Origin of the sequence: Herbaspirillum sp. LeCh32-8, assembly GCF_017814915.1 — a bacterium.
Taxonomy (GTDB): domain Bacteria; phylum Pseudomonadota; class Gammaproteobacteria; order Burkholderiales; family Burkholderiaceae_D; genus Herbaspirillum.
This window is the reverse complement of the sequence record NZ_JAGIPZ010000011.1, coordinates 156,268-170,747: the sequence shown is the minus strand read 5'-3', so window position 1 is coordinate 170,747 and position 14,480 is coordinate 156,268. Positions and strand designations below refer to the sequence as shown.

Sequence of the window (14,480 nt, the reverse complement as noted above, 5' to 3'; positions counted from 1 at the left end):
CGACCGTGTGGCTGCCTTTGGAAGGCAGTGGAAGGTGGGTCAATTGGAGAGGGTCAATTCTGCGAGCAAATCAACAATTCTTCCCTTTCGAGCCATAGCATCTAACATTTTTAGCGCACACACCGCGTATGTATGACGCAGATCGTGCGGGGTGCAAACGATTCCGCATTGACGCGCATATGCCTTGAAGCGTTTTCCGAAAAGATCGCCAGAGAATCTATTTCCTTCCGAATTTACAAATAGCGGTTGCGTGCCAATTTCATGAGCGGGGATTTTTCTTCTTCTTAGCTCCGGCAACCTTTCTAAAGCGATGTACCAGTTCAGTTCTTCCACTAGATGAAACGGCACCTTCAACGGAGCGCGTTTGCCGCCTTTACGACGTAATCGAATATCAAATATCGGGGTCTCAGAGGGATCGGAGTTGCTGGCATCTGGAACATCTCCGATGTTGATTGCACAAGTTTCGCCACGTCGTGCACCGGTACTTAGAATCCAGCGATATGCGAGTCGTTCCGACTCAGTGGCCAATGAGATAAGTCTGTGAAAAGTAGATATCGGGACTAATTGCGGTATTTGCACGTCCTGATTTAGTTTGAGTCTGTAACCGTCATTGGCTTGATCGTCCAGATAGCCAGAGTAGTACTGACTCGGGGAAGACCTAATTCTCGATGAGAAAAAGCCTTTTTTATCCCCCCAGATATAGAACCGATCTATTGCGCCAGTACGAGCATTGATGGTTGCGGTTTCGAGCGGCTTACCTGTTCTCTCAGAGATTTCGTCGCGCATCTCGTTTCTAAACGCGAATAGTGTCTCTTGCGTTGCGTTTTCAATGCGGTCGTCTAGTGAGTCAATGGACGATTCGAGGATATTTGATGTGTACCTCTCCAAGAAGCTCAGCCAGCAAACCATGTGCTCGGTATAAGTTTGAATGGTCTTTCTCGAACCGCTGGCAGATCGAATCCCTGCGGTATGAATCCAGATAGTGGCTGACCAGATTATTTCCCCCAGAGCAGAAATGAAGATCGGGAAGCTCTGTTTGCTTGAGAGATCAAAGGCTATGTCAATAGACTTTAATTCATTCAAAACAGTGAGCGACGGCCGACCAAAGGTGCCCGCAGGAGGGGGAGATAAGCTTGAGTAGACAACTGAGACCATAAATAGACAGTTTTTTATATGAAACTTGATATTTATGTGATTTGAAGGCAGACAATATCATCTTATCCTAATTGAACGCGGTGGCGGTGGCGCCGCTGCTGGTGGATTGCTGGTAGGGAATCTCCTCGCCCTGCTCGATCAGCGCGGCCTGCTGGTCGGCGGTGATCACGCGCGGACTGGAGACGATTTTGCCGCGCCCCTCGGTCTCCAGCGCCGACAACTCGACGTTGAGGAAGCGCCGCGCGGCCGCGTTGAACAGTGTGAAGGCGAAGCTGCCCGGCGCCACACCGTCGATGGCCTGGGCCTGCAGGTTGACGGCCGGCTCTTTCAGATAGGTGCCGGGAGCGGGCGGGGTTTGCCCGGACAGCTCGCCGACGCCGGCGTAGGAGTTGCCGATGGCCGCGCCATTCGTTTTGGCCGACAGGCCCAGCTTGATGCCGAGGTTGCGCCCGAAGCTGTCGTCGGCCTCAACGATGCGCGCCTCGATCAGCACCTGGCGCGCGGCGATGTCGACCCGCTCCAGCAACTTGCGGATATTGGCCAGCACGGCCATGGTGTCGGTCACGAACAGCTGGTTGGTGCGCACGTCGACCACTGCGCTGCCGCGCCGCGACAGCAGGGCGTTGCGGCGTTCGGCCAGCACCGTGCCGTCGTCGCCGATGCCGAACACGCGCCGGAAGGCGTCGGCGCGCTGATAGTTGAGCTGGAAGACTTCGGCCTGCAGCGGTTCGAGCTCGGCGATCATGGCCTTTTGCTCCAGCGCCTGCCTTTCCCGCGCCAGCATCTCCTCGCGCGGCGCGACCCAGACGATGTCGCCGTTACGCCGCATGTCCAGCCCGCGCGCCTGCATGATGATGTCCAGCGCCTGATCCCAGGGCACGTCCTTCAGGCGCAGGCTCAGCTGGCCGCCGACGGCGTCGCTGGCGATGATGTTCAGGCCGGTGAAGTCGGCCAGCACCTGCAGCGCGGCGCGTACCTCGATGTTCTGGAAGTTCAGCGACAACTTCTCGCCACGATAGTCGCGTCCGCCGGTGATGCCGTGCGGCGACGGCGTCACCGGGATGACGTCGATCAGCAAACGGCGTCCGGCCTGGTAGGCGTTGTAACGCCACAGTCCCTGCGGCTCGATCACCAGGCGCGTGCCGCCCTCATGGCGCATGACCGAGTAGCGCGCGACCGGCGTGGCGAAGTCGCCGACATCGAGACGACGCTGCAGGCTGGCCGGCAGTTGCGCGTCGGGGATGTCGGCCACGATCTGCTGACCCAGCTGGCGCACGTTGACGGTGCTCTGCGCCGACGGCAGCTCCAGCGACAGCTTGGCTTCACCGGTGGGGCCGCGCCGGAAATCGATACCGCTGACGGCTTGCTGCGGGTTCGTCGCCGGCGCGTCGTTTGGCGTTCGCAATTCGCGCAGTTCGATATGCAGATTGCGGCCGTCCGCCTGCAACAGGTGGGTCGCCGCCTGCTTCAAGTCCAGTTGCAGGCGCAGGCGCTGCTGGTCGCCTGCCAGCACGGCCCGGCTGAGGATGCCGCTCGCTGGCAGGCGCTTGTCGACGCCATCGGCCAGCTCGACCTGTGGGAAATCCAGCACCAGGCGCGGCGGTGCGAGCGTGGAAAATTCTCCGATCCGGCCGGCGTCCACTGCCTGCGTGAAGCGCAGGTCAAGCACGGTAGTGCTGGCATCGTGCTGGATGCGAACGGCTTCCAGCCGGTTGTCCAGGGCGGTGCAGGGCAATGCGATGGCAAGGACGATGAGCAGCGGGAGACGGAGCAACAGCGTAGCCCGGCAGGTCATCCGCGCGCTCCCGGCGTGAACAGACGACGCTTGCCGGCACGCCGCGAGGTTGTGTTTGATGTCGTGTCTGATGCCGCGCCGGATTTCACGCCGGACGCCGTTGAAGCGCTCCGGGATTGGGTACTGCCGAACGTCAACAGGCGGGGCGTGCCGGCGCTGGAAATTTCTACCGAGTCTTGGGCGATCTGCAGCACGCGACCCAACTGCGCCGGCAGCGTGTCGCCGACCCGCACGCGATAGCTGGCGCCGTCGATCTGCAACACCGCGCAGGCAGTGTCGGCCTGCAGCAGCGTGCCGAGCACGCGGACGGCCGGCGGCGGCGCGCTTGCCGGCGTCGCCGTCTGGTCATCGTCCTCCTCCGCGTCGCCTTCTGCAGGACGGCGGCGTGCATGCTGCTCCTTTGCCGGACGGCTTTGGGTCTGTGCGAGCCCGAAGGGATCCGTCTGGCTGTCGGCTGTCATGGGCGGTTCATCCCTCGGAGCAGGCACGGGCGGCGTGGTGGCGGCGGGCAAGCGTTCACCCATGTTGGGCTTGGCTTCGCGTCTGGCTTCGGCGATCCAGGCGCGAATGGCCGCATCTTCCCCGGCCGGGACGACGCTGCCGGCGGCGAATGCGCCGGCCAGCGGCGCCAATATGGCGGTGAGGGCAACGGCACGCGAGGCATTCATGGTTTTCCTTCGTTGTGGTCGGGTGGCGCGGGCAGGGTCACGGTGGCGGTCATGAGCAGGATGGCCCCGCCGTTGCGTTCGATGCGGGAGATGTCCATGGCGTCGATCATTACCGCCATCGGCGCGGCGGTGATCAGCTCGACGAAGCGCAACAGCTGCGCATAGTTGCCGCTCAGGCTGATGTCCGCCCCGGCAGGCTTGCCGGGCGGATCGGGGATATTGTTCATCCCGGGCGCAGCCGCCGTCGCTGCAGTTGCGCGCGGTCGGAAGGATTCGAGGGCCAGGCCGCACTCTTCGGCCCGGCGCGCCAGCTTGGCCTGCAGCAAGGCGGAGGTGTCGCCCGTGCGCGGCCAGACCTGTTCTTCGGCCGCAGCCAGGCGCATGACCAGTTCCCCCTCCTGCCGGCGCAGTGCGGGCAGGCCGGCGCTGCTGCGCAATGCGGCTTTCAGTTGGCCTTGCAATTGAGAGCGTTGGCTGTCTGCCGCCTGGCGCAGCGCGCTGCGTTCTTCCGTGTACAGCAACAGCCCGCTTGCCGCGCACAGCAGCGCGATCGCCGCGAGCAGGGTGGCGCGCGCCAGCGGTCGCCAGTGGGCGGGATGCGTCAGCCCGGCCGGGGAAATGTTCATGGCCGCGCGCCTGCCGGCCATGCCGGCAGCAAGGGCGCGGCCAGGGTGAAGTCATAGCGGCCTTGTTCGCCGGGCGCGTCGCCGCCTTTGGCGATGCGCAGATCCTGCACCGCTACGCCGTCCAGTCCGGCATGCGACAGCGCTTCGGCAAAGGCCTGCACTTCGCGCGTTTCCCCGGCGTGGCCGCGCAGCTCGGCGCGCTGGTCCAGCAGCGCGATGCGATAGAGCCGGGCCGACGGCATCGCGGCCCGGGCTGAGGCGCGTAGCAGGCGAGCGGCTTGCATGCGTCGCTGCTCCAGGGCATTGAGCCCGGACAAGCGGGTTTGCAGCGCGGCGATGTGCTCTCTGGCGCTGCCGGCTTGCTGCTGTTGCGGCTGCAGCGCCTGCAGCTCTGCCGCCAGCAGGAGGTTGCCGGCCTCCAGGTGCTCGCTGTGGCGGTCGATGCGCCACCCCAGCGCCAGTACCGGCAGTACGCCCAGCAGGGCAGCGCCGGCCAGGTGACGATAGAAGCGATGCTCGCGAGCGCGACGGCGTTGCCCGGGCGTGCGAGAGAAATCGAAGCCGGACTTCATGCCAGACCTTCGGCCGCCAACGCCAGCGCGCAGTGGAAGGGCGCCAGCTCCGCCGGTCGCAGCGCCGCAGCGTACATGTCGCTGACCAGGATGCCGGGCGGCAGCGCCGGGATGGCGGCATCGAGGCCGGCGTACTTGCGCAGGGCCTCGGTCGCCGCGTCAAGACCGACGTAGTCGCCGGTGAGCAGCAGTCGACGCGGTGCGGGGCGCAGCAGCGGGGCCAGCTCCTGCACCAGTGCGGCCAGGGGATGTGTGGATCGCCATGCCAGCGGCAAGCAGGCGGCGGCATGGGGCGACAGCCAGTTGCCGGACGCGCCGAGGTGCAGCACCGCAGCGTGGTCACCGTCTGCCTCGCGCAGGAAGCGCGGCAGGCACCAGCCGTCGGCCGGCATCGCGTTCAACGGCAGCGCCAGCGCGTCGGCCAGGGCCAGCCGGTCTTCCACCATCAGCGCCGGGACGCCCAATGCCATCACGTCGACATCGCCGGGCGAATTGCGCCGCGGCCCCAGCACCTGGTAATCCAGCGCCTGCTCTTCCAGCGCCAGGCCATGGGCGGCCAGCCCGGCGCGCACTTGCGCCAGGCGTTGCACCTCGTTCGATGCCGCAGGCAGCACCAGCCGGATGGCGCGCGCCGCCCTGGCCGGAACCGCCATGGCCATCGCGCCGGCGTCGGGGGCATGGCGTTGCAGCACCTGCCGGCAAGCATGGGCCAGCAGCTCGAAGTCGCCGATCTGGCCGTCCTGCACCAGGCCTTCTTCCATTGCCTGTTCGCTCAGTCGTTGCAGGTGCAGGCGGCCGCCTTGCCGGCGCATCACCGCTATCCGCAGCCGGCCGGGGGCGATGTCCAGGCCGACGCACGCATGGCGTTTCGGAACCGATGCAGGGAGCAGTGACAGCGTGCGGAAGACCATGCGGCAATGCCTCGCGGGAAGAGGTGAGGTGTCTGGGGTGAGCCGTCGATTGTTCGGCCGCGGCCTGTGCGCGGGCAATAGACGAAACTTGAAAATTCCAGGGCAAATGAATTGCGCCGGACAAGGAGCCTCGCAGGGAACCGCGACGTGTGATCCGGTCAAATGCAGTTTGGTCTAAATGCAACATCAGGCCCGATTTGCCGGCTGCCGCGCTTTGTCCGGCGATTTCGCCGGTTAGGGGCAAGATGGAGGCAGATCGAAGCCGATCCGTGTTCGCCGTGCGCCAGCGGCGGGCCGCATCCCGGCGCCTGTCGCCGCGCGGCATGGGCCGCAGGGGGGAGCCGCTATAATGCGACCTTGTTTTTCGAAAACGCGGCAGCGGCCGCCCCGGGTCCTCGTGGATCGGCAGCCGCCTGGCTGGCCGCGCATTGTTTGCCGTTTTTTGCTGTTTTATTCGTATATCTCGCTTATCTCGCATGTCTTCACCTTCCAACGCTGGCGATAAACCGAACCCGGCACCGGCCGGCAAGCCGGATCCGGTCAAGGACAAAGCGCCGCGCAAGCGCCTGCACTGGTCGCTCCGTATCGTCCTGGGCCTGTTCGGCACCGTCCTCGGCTTGGCCGTGATGGTGCTGCTGGGCGTGACCTTCATCGTCGCCCTGACCTATCCCAAGCTGCCCGACCTCGACACCCTGACCGACTACCGTCCCAAGATCCCGCTGCGCATCTTCTCGGCCGACGGCGTGCTGATCGGAGAATTCGGCGAGGAGCGTCGCAACCTGGTGCACTTCAAGGACATCCCGGACATCATGAAGAAGGCCGTGCTGGCCATCGAGGATGACCGCTTCTACGAGCACGGCGGCGTGGACTACCAGGGCATTGCGCGCGCCACGTTCTCCAACCTGTCCGGCGGCGGCGGCGGCGCCTCGACCATCACCCAGCAGGTGGCGCGCAACTTCTTCCTGACCAGCAACGAGCCGACCTTCCTGCAGAAGGCCACGCGCAAGTTCTTCTACGAGATCCCGCTGGCCTGGAAGATCGAGAACAACCTGACCAAGGACCAGATCCTTGAGGTCTACATGAACCAGATTTATCTGGGCCAGCGCGCCTATGGCTTCGCCTCGGCCGCCCAGATCTATTTCGGCAAGCAACTGAAGGACCTCACCATCGCCGAGGCGGCGATGCTGGCCGGCCTGCCCAAGGCGCCGTCGGCCTACAACCCGGTGGTCAATCCCAAACGCGCGCACGCCCGCCAGCAGTACATTCTGCTGCGCATGCGCCAGCTGGGTTACATCACCGAGCCGCAATACCTGGTGGCCAAGGATGAAGAACTGCGCGTCAAGGGCGACAGCACCGCCTTCGGCATGCACGCCGAGTACGTGGCCGAAATGGCGCGCCAGCTGATCTATTCGCAGTACAAGGACGAGACCTACACGCGCGGCCTGAACGTCTTCACCACCATTACCAAGACCGACCAGGACGCCGCCTACCTGGCGCTGCGCCGCGGCATCATCGACTACGAGCGCCGCCACGGCTATCGCGGTCCGGAAGGCTACATGGACCTGCCCGAAGGCGGCTCCAAGGAAGCGGTGGAAGACGCCGTCGAAGTGGAGTTGGCCGACCATCCGGACAGCGACGACATGGTCTCCGCCGTGGTGCTGGAGGCCAAGCCCAAGGAAATCACCGCCATGCTGGCCACCGGCGAGGAGATCTCGATCTCCGGTTCGGGCCTGGGCTTCGGCGCCAACCTGCTGTCGGACAAGGCGCCGCCGCAGAAGAAGATCCGCCGCGGCGCCATCATCCGCGTGTTCCAGGACGGCAAGAGCTGGATCATCACGCAGATGCCGGAAGTCGAGTCGGCCTTCGTCTCGGTCAACACCAATGACGGCGCGATCCGCTCGCTGGTGGGCGGCTTCGACTTCAACCGCAACAAGTTCAACCACGTGACGCAAGCATGGCGCCAGCCGGGCTCGTCGTTCAAGCCGTTCATCTATTCCTCGTCGCTGGAGAAGGGGCTGTCGCCGGCCACCATCATCAACGATGCGCCACTGACCTTCACCCAGACCGGCGGCCAGGTATGGCAGCCGAAGAACTACGGCGGCAAGTTCGAAGGTCCGATCTCGATGCGCCGCGCGTTGCAGAAGTCGATCAACCTGGTCTCGATCCGCATCCTGGAGCGCGTCGGCGTGAAATATGCGCAGGAGTACATCACCCGCTTCGGCTTCGACGCCGACAAGAACCCGCCCTACCTGACGCTGGCGCTGGGCGCGGGCAACGTGACGCCGCTGCAGATGGTGGGCGCGTATTCCGTGTTCGCCAACGGCGGCTACAAGATCAATCCCTACCTGATCACCAAGGTCACCGACAACAACGGCGAGGTGCTCTCGCAGGCCAAGCCGGCCACCGCCGACGACGAGTCCAACCGCGTCATCGATGCGCGCAACGCCTTCATCATGGACAGCATGCTGCGCGACGTGGTGCGCCACGGCACCGCGGTCAAGGCCTTGTCGCTGAAGCGCACCGACCTGGCCGGCAAGACCGGCACCACCAACGACTCGATGGATGCCTGGTTCGCCGGCTATCAGCCGGGCCTGACCGCGATCGCCTGGATCGGCTACGACCAGCCCAAGAGCCTGGGCGACCGCGAAACCGGCGGCGGCCTGTCGCTGCCGGTGTGGATCAGCTACATGTCCAAGGCATTGAAGGACGTGCCCAACGTCGACCGCAAGGTGCCTGACGGCGTGATCGAATCCAACGGCGAGTATTACTACGCCGAATACCCACCCAGTGCCATGGTGCGCGACCTGGGCATGGGCGACCATTCGGCCCTCTCACCCGAGGAGGAAAAGGCCAAGACGCAGATGAAGAACGAGCTGTTCTGACGGTTCTGAATGTTCCGATCATTGCGTCGATCGTAAAAAAGCCGCCTGTTGCAAGACAGGCGGCTTTTTTCATGGGGCGATGCGGGCGGCGGGAAGGCCTTGAAGTCGTCTTCCCGTCACTGCTTGCCGGAAACGTAGTGGCTGATTCTGCGCATGGCCAGCAAGCTCAGCACCTCGTCCTGTTCCACGCCATGGTCGGAGAGTTTGACGATGACGGTGCGCGTGGCCGGGTTGACGTAGATGTATTGGCCGAACACGCCGATGGCCGAGAAGTCGCGGTCGGCCGCGTTGCCCGGTGGGATCCACCAGCCGTCGCGGTAGTCGAGGACATTGCCCTCATTGACCGGCTGGCGCGGCTCGCCGGTCCACGCCGGGGCGACGATCTGCCGGCCGCCGGCGCGGCCGTCGTTGAGGTAGAGCAGGCCGAGCTTGGCGAAGTCGCGCGCGGTGGTGTTGATGCAGCAGAAGGCTTTCTCGATGCCATGTTCGCTGCTGTCCACGCTCCAGCTGGCGTCCTGCTCCATGCCCAGCGGCTCCCACAGGGTGCGCTGCGCGTAGTCCGACAGGCGCATGCCGGTGGCGCGCGCCAGCACGCGCGAGAGCACCAGCGTGTCGATGCTGCGGTATTCGAAGCGCGAGCCGGGCGCAAAGCGCAGGCCGTGGCGGCGCGCGATGAAGGCGTTCAGGTTGGTGGTGACGAACATGCGCACCACCGGCGAGGTCAGCGAGCCGCCGTAGCGTTCGTCGACGTCGATGCCGGAGCGCATGGCGAGCAACTGGCCGATGGTGATGCCGGCGTAGGCGGGCGAGATCTCGTCGGGCCGCAGGTAGTGGGAGATCGGCTCTTGCAACGACTTGAGCTTGCCTTCGGCCAGCGCCGCCCCGGTCAGCGTGGCGACGAAGGACTTGGCCACCGAGAACGAGGCGAAGCGCGAGCTGGCGTCAAAGTCGTCGATATAACGTTCGTAGACCACGCGACCGTCCTGCACCACCAGGAAGGCGTGGGCATGGGTGGCGACGAGGAAGTCCGTCACCTTCAGCGTCGCGCCGTCCTTCCACGGCACCGCGATGTCCAGCGGCTTGAGTTCGGTGGCCAGCGGCGCCGGATGCGTCGAGCGCGCGATCGGGGTGGCGTCGAACACTTTGTAGCTCTGGCTGCGCGGCGTCAGGTCGAACTGCAGGTCGACCAGCGCCGGCAGGCTGGGCAGGTCGGCCGCACGGCGACCGGCTTCGGCGGCGGCCAGCAGCACCAGCAGCGCGGCGGCGCCATAAGCGAACAGCCGGGAGGTTTTTCGTTGGGACATGACGGGAGTGGGAGGATTCCTGATCCCGCCATTGTGCCGGATCAGGCCGCTTTTTTGCGCGCGGCGTATTGCTGGTAGCCGCGCGCGCGCAGGGCGCAGGCCGGGCATGTGCCGCAGCCGTGGCCCCAGTCATGCAGCGCGCCGCGCTCGCCGAGGTAGCAGGTGTGGGTGTCGGCGCGGATCAGGTCTACCAGCGGCGCGCCGCCCAGCGACTCGGCCAGTTCCCAGGTCTCGGCCTTGTCGATCCACATCAACGGGGTTTCCACCTTCAGTTGCGTGGCCATGCCCAGGTTCAGCGCCACTTGCAGCGCCTTCATGGTGTCGTCGCGGCAGTCCGGGTAGCCGGAGAAATCGGTCTCGCACATGCCGCCCACCAGCACGTTCAGGCCGCGGCGGTAGGCCAGGGTAGCGGCCACCGTCATGAACAGCAGGTTGCGCCCGGGCACGAAGGTGTTGGGCAGGCCGTTGTCGTTCATGGCGATCTCGACGTCGCGCGTCAAGGCGGTGTCGGAGATGGCGCCGATCAGGCCGAGGTCGATCATGTGATCCTCGCCCAGGCGCGAGGCCCATTCCGGCGAGAAGCCCTTGATCTTTTCCAGCAGCGCCGGGCGCACGGCCAGCTCGATGGCGTGGCGCTGGCCGTAGTCGAAGCCGATGGTCTCCACGCGCTGGTAGCGCGACAGCGCCCAGGCCAGGCAGGTGGTGGAATCCTGGCCGCCGGAGAACAGCACCAGCGCGCTTTGGGTCTTGACGGTGGGGGCGACGGCGTCGGGAGAAAGGTCGGACATGGGTTACCTGCAAAAAATCAGAATGGGGGAATAGTGGGGATACAACGGCGCGGGGCCTGCACCGGCATCATGCCGCCGGTGCAGGCCCCGCGCAGGGATTGCTTGTCAGCTTAGTTGGTTTTCCGGACCGAATCCAGCGTCTGCTCGATATAGTCGCCGTCCGGATCGGTGAATTTCAGGCGCACCGGATACCACTCCATCTTGGGCGCCAGCCAGATGTCCAGCTTCTGGGCCTGGTTGTCAGGCGGCGGATTGCGGAAGATGTGCACGGCCTCGGTCTGGCCTTGCGGCGTGGAGATCTTTTCACGGCCGACCACCTTGAAGGTCCATTGTTCGGCGTCGCGCGGGCCGGCCACGAAGAACTTCCATTCCGAGCCCGGCGTCATCTTGGCCGCGTTGGCGCGGGCCACCGCGACCAGTTGCCAGGTGATGCCGGTACGATCCTGCTCGCCACCCTGCAGCGGGAAGCTCTCGCTGGACTGCGTGAAGGTGATCTTGTTCTGCTCGCGGTTGAAGGTGGTGGTGGATGGATCGCGGCGCAGGCGTTTCTCGACGAAACGATCCGGCGCCAGGCCGTAGGCGTCGACCGCGCCTTCACTGCTGGTTTCCAGGATCTTGCCCAGAAGCATCGCGCGGGTCTCGGTGTTGACGCTGTATGAGGTCTTGCCGTTGCTCCACTTCACCAGGCCCTGGCCTTTGACGTCCAGTCCGCTCTGCTTGGCGTCGATGGAGTAGTTCAGGTCGGCCGAGGGCGGCAGGTTGAAGGCGCGCTTCTCGGCCGGGTGGGCGGCATCGGCTGCGTGCGTCAGGCCGGCGGCCACCAGGCCCGACAGGGCGAGGGCGGCGATGGCAGCGGGTTTGGGCAGGCGTGCGGGGAAAAATGTTGTCATGGCGAGCTCTTCGTATTGGTCTCTATGGATGGTGTGGGCAGATCAGGGCGAGGGCGCCGCGATCGGACACGTCAGGCGGATACAGCAACAAGTCGGGGCATCCGCCGCACTTTCAAGGCGCCGGCCCTTCCTGCTGCGCCTCTTCAGCTACGACCGGTGCCGGGGCACGCGGTTCTGCGCCCTCGGGTGTCGAATTGTTCTCAATTGTTTCCGATTTTGACAGGACTTGCCATGTCGGGCATGGACCCATGCAACTTCGCCTGGCTGGCCGGTGCTTGTGCCGGTGTTTCAGTGCTTCACTTCCGACAATGCCATGTCCAGGAAGTCGCCATCCTTGCGCGGATCAGTGTAGCGCAGCCGCACCGGATACCACTCGTGCTGCGGCGCCAGCCAGATGTCGATGCGCTGGTCGTACGAGCCGGGCTTGGGCATGCGCACTACGTGCCAGGTGTGCAGTTCGCCGATGGGCAGCTTGATGTTTTCCTCGCCCAGCACCTGGATGCGCCACACCTCGCCGTCGCGTGCGCCGGCCACGAACAGGTCGATCACCGCGCCCATCTGGTATTTGCCGGCATCGCCGCGGCCGATCGCCGAGAGTTGCCAGATCAGGCTGGCGCGATCCTGCTCGCCGCCGTTGCGGGGATAGCTTTCGGTCGAGGAGGAAAAGCTGATGGTGTTGCGCTCGCGGTTGAAGTGCGTGTTGGTGGCCGACTTGCGCATGCGCTTCTCGGTGTACAGCTCGGGCGAGACGCCGAAGCCGTCGATGTCGCCGCTGCTGGAAAAATTGAGGAAGGTGAACAGGAAGTCCTCGGCCTTGCCGTCCAGGCGATAGGTCTTGCCGTCGGTCTTCCAGTCCAGCGTGCCGTAGCCGTGCACCGGCATCTGGTTGTAGCTGGCCAGTACGTCATACTCCAGGCGCGCGGTCGGCGGCGGGTTGGTGTTGTAGTGGGCGCCGGCAGTATTGGCGGGCTCGCCGGCGGCTTGCACGGGACCGTCGGCATTGCCGTCGCCGGCGTTCTTGTCGTCACCGGAAGCCGCGCCGGCGTCGGCCGTTGCCGGTGTCGATGCAGCGGGTGCCGCCGCTTGGGTCTCGATCTTTTCTACCGTTTCGCGGATCGGCTCGTCGGGCGGTTCTATCGATTCCTGCCGCGATGGCGCGCGGCGCGCAGGCGCGGTCTTTTTCGGCGCGCTTTTGGCGGCGGGCGGTCTGGCTTGCGGCAGCGAGACCGGCTGTTGCGGCGGCGGCACCGGGCGCAGTTCGACGGTGAAGACGCGGTCGTCCTGCGCACTGCGGGTGATCAGGTGGCGCTTGCTCCAGTCCACCAGCAGCAGGTGCAGCACCAGCGACAGCGCGATCAGCAGCAACACGCGCGGCCAGCGTTTCTGAGGGCGGGAAACATCGGTCATGCCGCCAGTTTATCGGATCGCGCCGTGCACGTCGCCCGGGCGGTGTTAAGTCGGGCGGCATTTCAAACAACGTACAATGCGGCTTGCGCGCGCCGCCGCCTCCGGCCAATGAAACCTGATGATGGCCGTGCGCTTCCCTAACTGGATATCGATGAAGAAATTCTTGCAACCGAAACTGCTTGTCACCCTGTGCGCCGCCATCGTGGCCTGCACCCTGAACCTCGCGGCGCATGCCGCCCCTGCGCCCATCCGCATCGGCATGATCGACGGCCTGTCGGGCCCCTTCGCCAATGCCGGCGAAGCGGTGGTGCGCAACATCAGCTACGCCATCGACCGCGTCAATGCGCGCGGCGGCGTGAGCCTGCCGGACGGCAAGCATCCGTTGCAGCTCTCCACCTTCGACAACAAGCTGGGCGTAGAGGACTCGCTGGTGCAGTTCCGCCAGCTGACCGACCAGGGCATTTCTTTCCTGATCGAGGGCAACAGCTCGGCGGTGGCCGCCGCGCTGGTTGATGCGGTCAACAAGCACAACCAGCGCGAGCCGGACAAGCGCGTGCTGTTCCTGAACTACTCCGCGGTCGATCCGGCGCTGACCAACGAGAAGTGCAGCTTCTGGCACTTCCGCTTCGACGCCAGCGCCGACATGCGCATGCAGGCGCTGACCGAGGCGATCAAGGCCGACGACAAGACCAAACGCGTCTACATCATCGGCCAGGACTACAGCTTCGGCCGCCAGGTGGCCAAGGCTGCGCGCGAGCAACTGACCTCCAAACGACCCGACATCGCCATCGTCGGCGACGAGCTGCACCCCATCGGCAAGATCAAGGACTTCGCGCCCTACATCGCCAAGATGAAGAGCGCCGGGGCCGATGCGGTCATCACCGGCAACTGGGGCAACGATCTGACGCTCTTGGTGAAGGCCGCCAAGGACGCCGGCTTCAAGGCCAAGTTCTACACCTTCTACGCCAACAGCCTGGGCGCGCCGGCGGCGATCGCCGACGCCGGCGTGGGCGTCGTGCGCGCGGTCGCGGAGTGGCACCCGAACGCCGGCGGCACGCCTAATTCGCCCAGCGACGCCTTCTATCAGGAGTATCGCAAGCGCTATCCGCAAGCCAAGGATGACTATATGTACCTGCGCATGCACGTGATGATCGAGATGCTGGCCGCGGCGATCGAAAAGGCGAAGAGTGCCGACCCGCGTGCGGTTGCATATGCGCTGGAAGGCGCGCATTATCAGAGCGCGTTTCATAGCGCCACGATGCGCGCGGCCGACCACCAGCTGATCCAGCCGCTGTACCTGATGCAGATGCAGCGCGCCGACAGCGGCGGCATCCGCTTCGACAACGAGGGCAGCGGTTACGGTTTCCGCACCGAGCGCTTCATCCCGGCCGAGCAGACCGTGTTGCCGACCTCGTGCAAGATGCAGCGTCCGGCGCGCTGACCGGAGTTTTTCTCGCGCGCCGGCCGGATGCGGCGGCGCGC

Annotated in this window: 12 protein-coding genes; 2 read left to right on the top strand and 10 right to left on the bottom strand. The window is 64.9% G+C overall.

The window, feature by feature from the left end; translation table 11 throughout:
* Positions 1-39: 39 nt before the first annotated feature.
* The 6 genes from J8I26_RS18485 to pilM form a co-directional block, all read right to left on the bottom strand.
* A complete protein-coding gene (locus J8I26_RS18485) occupies positions 40-1,155 on the bottom strand; it encodes a site-specific integrase (protein ID WP_209608568.1) in 1,116 nt (371 codons plus the stop codon).
* A 67-nt stretch (positions 1,156-1,222) separates the two neighbouring features.
* A complete protein-coding gene (gene pilQ / locus J8I26_RS18480) occupies positions 1,223-2,929 on the bottom strand; it encodes a type IV pilus secretin PilQ (protein ID WP_245200402.1) in 1,707 nt (568 codons plus the stop codon).
* 17 nt (positions 2,930-2,946) lie between these two features.
* The gene (locus tag J8I26_RS18475) at positions 2,947-3,618 is read right to left on the bottom strand and encodes a pilus assembly protein PilP (protein ID WP_209608566.1); all 672 of its coding nucleotides are present in this window, start codon (positions 3,616-3,618) and stop codon (positions 2,947-2,949) included.
* Complete coding sequence (gene pilO / locus J8I26_RS18470; protein ID WP_209608565.1) at positions 3,615-4,244, bottom strand: type 4a pilus biogenesis protein PilO; 630 nt, start codon at positions 4,242-4,244, stop codon at positions 3,615-3,617. The genes J8I26_RS18475 and pilO overlap by 4 nt, the downstream gene beginning before the upstream one ends.
* A complete protein-coding gene (locus tag J8I26_RS18465; RefSeq protein ID WP_209608564.1) occupies positions 4,241-4,816 on the bottom strand; it encodes a pilus assembly protein in 576 nt (191 codons plus the stop codon). Before J8I26_RS18465 ends, pilO begins: the two co-directional genes overlap by 4 nt.
* Positions 4,813-5,727, bottom strand: coding sequence for a pilus assembly protein PilM (pilM, locus tag J8I26_RS18460; protein ID WP_280868851.1), 915 nt, complete (start codon positions 5,725-5,727; stop codon positions 4,813-4,815). Before pilM ends, J8I26_RS18465 begins: the two co-directional genes overlap by 4 nt.
* Positions 5,728-6,293: 566 nt before the next feature.
* Between pilM and J8I26_RS18455 the strand changes: the two genes are divergently transcribed.
* Positions 6,294-8,609: a penicillin-binding protein 1A gene (locus tag J8I26_RS18455; protein WP_209608578.1), complete on the top strand. Its 2,316-nt coding sequence runs from the start codon at positions 6,294-6,296 to the stop codon at positions 8,607-8,609.
* Between the two features lie 116 nt (positions 8,610-8,725).
* Here J8I26_RS18455 and J8I26_RS18450 read toward each other — a convergent pair whose 3' ends face one another.
* The 4 genes from J8I26_RS18450 to J8I26_RS18435 form a co-directional block, all read right to left on the bottom strand.
* Positions 8,726-9,913 (bottom strand): serine hydrolase, encoded by a 1,188-nt coding sequence (locus J8I26_RS18450; RefSeq protein WP_209608562.1) that lies wholly within the window; start codon positions 9,911-9,913, stop codon positions 8,726-8,728.
* Between the two features lie 41 nt (positions 9,914-9,954).
* Positions 9,955-10,701 (bottom strand): 7-cyano-7-deazaguanine synthase QueC, encoded by a 747-nt coding sequence (gene queC / locus J8I26_RS18445; RefSeq protein ID WP_209608561.1) that lies wholly within the window; start codon positions 10,699-10,701, stop codon positions 9,955-9,957.
* A 110-nt stretch (positions 10,702-10,811) separates the two neighbouring features.
* The gene (locus J8I26_RS18440; RefSeq protein ID WP_209608560.1) at positions 10,812-11,591 is read right to left on the bottom strand and encodes a DUF3108 domain-containing protein; all 780 of its coding nucleotides are present in this window, start codon (positions 11,589-11,591) and stop codon (positions 10,812-10,814) included.
* Between the two features lie 288 nt (positions 11,592-11,879).
* Positions 11,880-12,998 carry a DUF3108 domain-containing protein gene (locus J8I26_RS18435; RefSeq protein WP_209608559.1) on the bottom strand — a complete coding sequence of 373 codons (1,119 nt, stop codon included), beginning with the start codon at positions 12,996-12,998 and terminating at the stop codon, positions 11,880-11,882.
* A 151-nt stretch (positions 12,999-13,149) separates the two neighbouring features.
* Here J8I26_RS18435 and J8I26_RS18430 point away from each other — a divergent pair, with 151 nt between their 5' ends.
* Positions 13,150-14,439 (top strand): branched-chain amino acid ABC transporter substrate-binding protein, encoded by a 1,290-nt coding sequence (locus J8I26_RS18430; protein WP_209608558.1) that lies wholly within the window; start codon positions 13,150-13,152, stop codon positions 14,437-14,439.
* Positions 14,440-14,480: the final 41 nt, after the last annotated feature.

Excerpts from the sequence above, each read along its gene's own strand:
- J8I26_RS18430 (WP_209608558.1), top strand. The coding sequence starts at position 13,150 with ATGAAGAAATTCTTGCAACCGAAACTGCTTGTCACCCTGTGCGCCGCC.
- J8I26_RS18450 (WP_209608562.1), bottom strand. The coding sequence starts at position 9,913 with ATGTCCCAACGAAAAACCTCCCGGCTGTTCGCTTATGGCGCCGCCGCG.
- J8I26_RS18440 (WP_209608560.1), bottom strand. The coding sequence starts at position 11,591 with ATGACAACATTTTTCCCCGCACGCCTGCCCAAACCCGCTGCCATCGCC.
- J8I26_RS18435 (WP_209608559.1), bottom strand. The coding sequence starts at position 12,998 with ATGACCGATGTTTCCCGCCCTCAGAAACGCTGGCCGCGCGTGTTGCTG.
- J8I26_RS18475 (WP_209608566.1), bottom strand. The coding sequence starts at position 3,618 with ATGAATGCCTCGCGTGCCGTTGCCCTCACCGCCATATTGGCGCCGCTG.
- J8I26_RS18485 (WP_209608568.1), bottom strand. The coding sequence starts at position 1,155 with ATGGTCTCAGTTGTCTACTCAAGCTTATCTCCCCCTCCTGCGGGCACC.
- J8I26_RS18465 (WP_209608564.1), bottom strand. The coding sequence starts at position 4,816 with ATGAAGTCCGGCTTCGATTTCTCTCGCACGCCCGGGCAACGCCGTCGC.
- pilM (WP_280868851.1), bottom strand. The coding sequence starts at position 5,727 with ATGGTCTTCCGCACGCTGTCACTGCTCCCTGCATCGGTTCCGAAACGC.
- pilO (WP_209608565.1), bottom strand. The coding sequence starts at position 4,244 with ATGAACATTTCCCCGGCCGGGCTGACGCATCCCGCCCACTGGCGACCG.
- queC (WP_209608561.1), bottom strand. The coding sequence starts at position 10,701 with ATGTCCGACCTTTCTCCCGACGCCGTCGCCCCCACCGTCAAGACCCAA.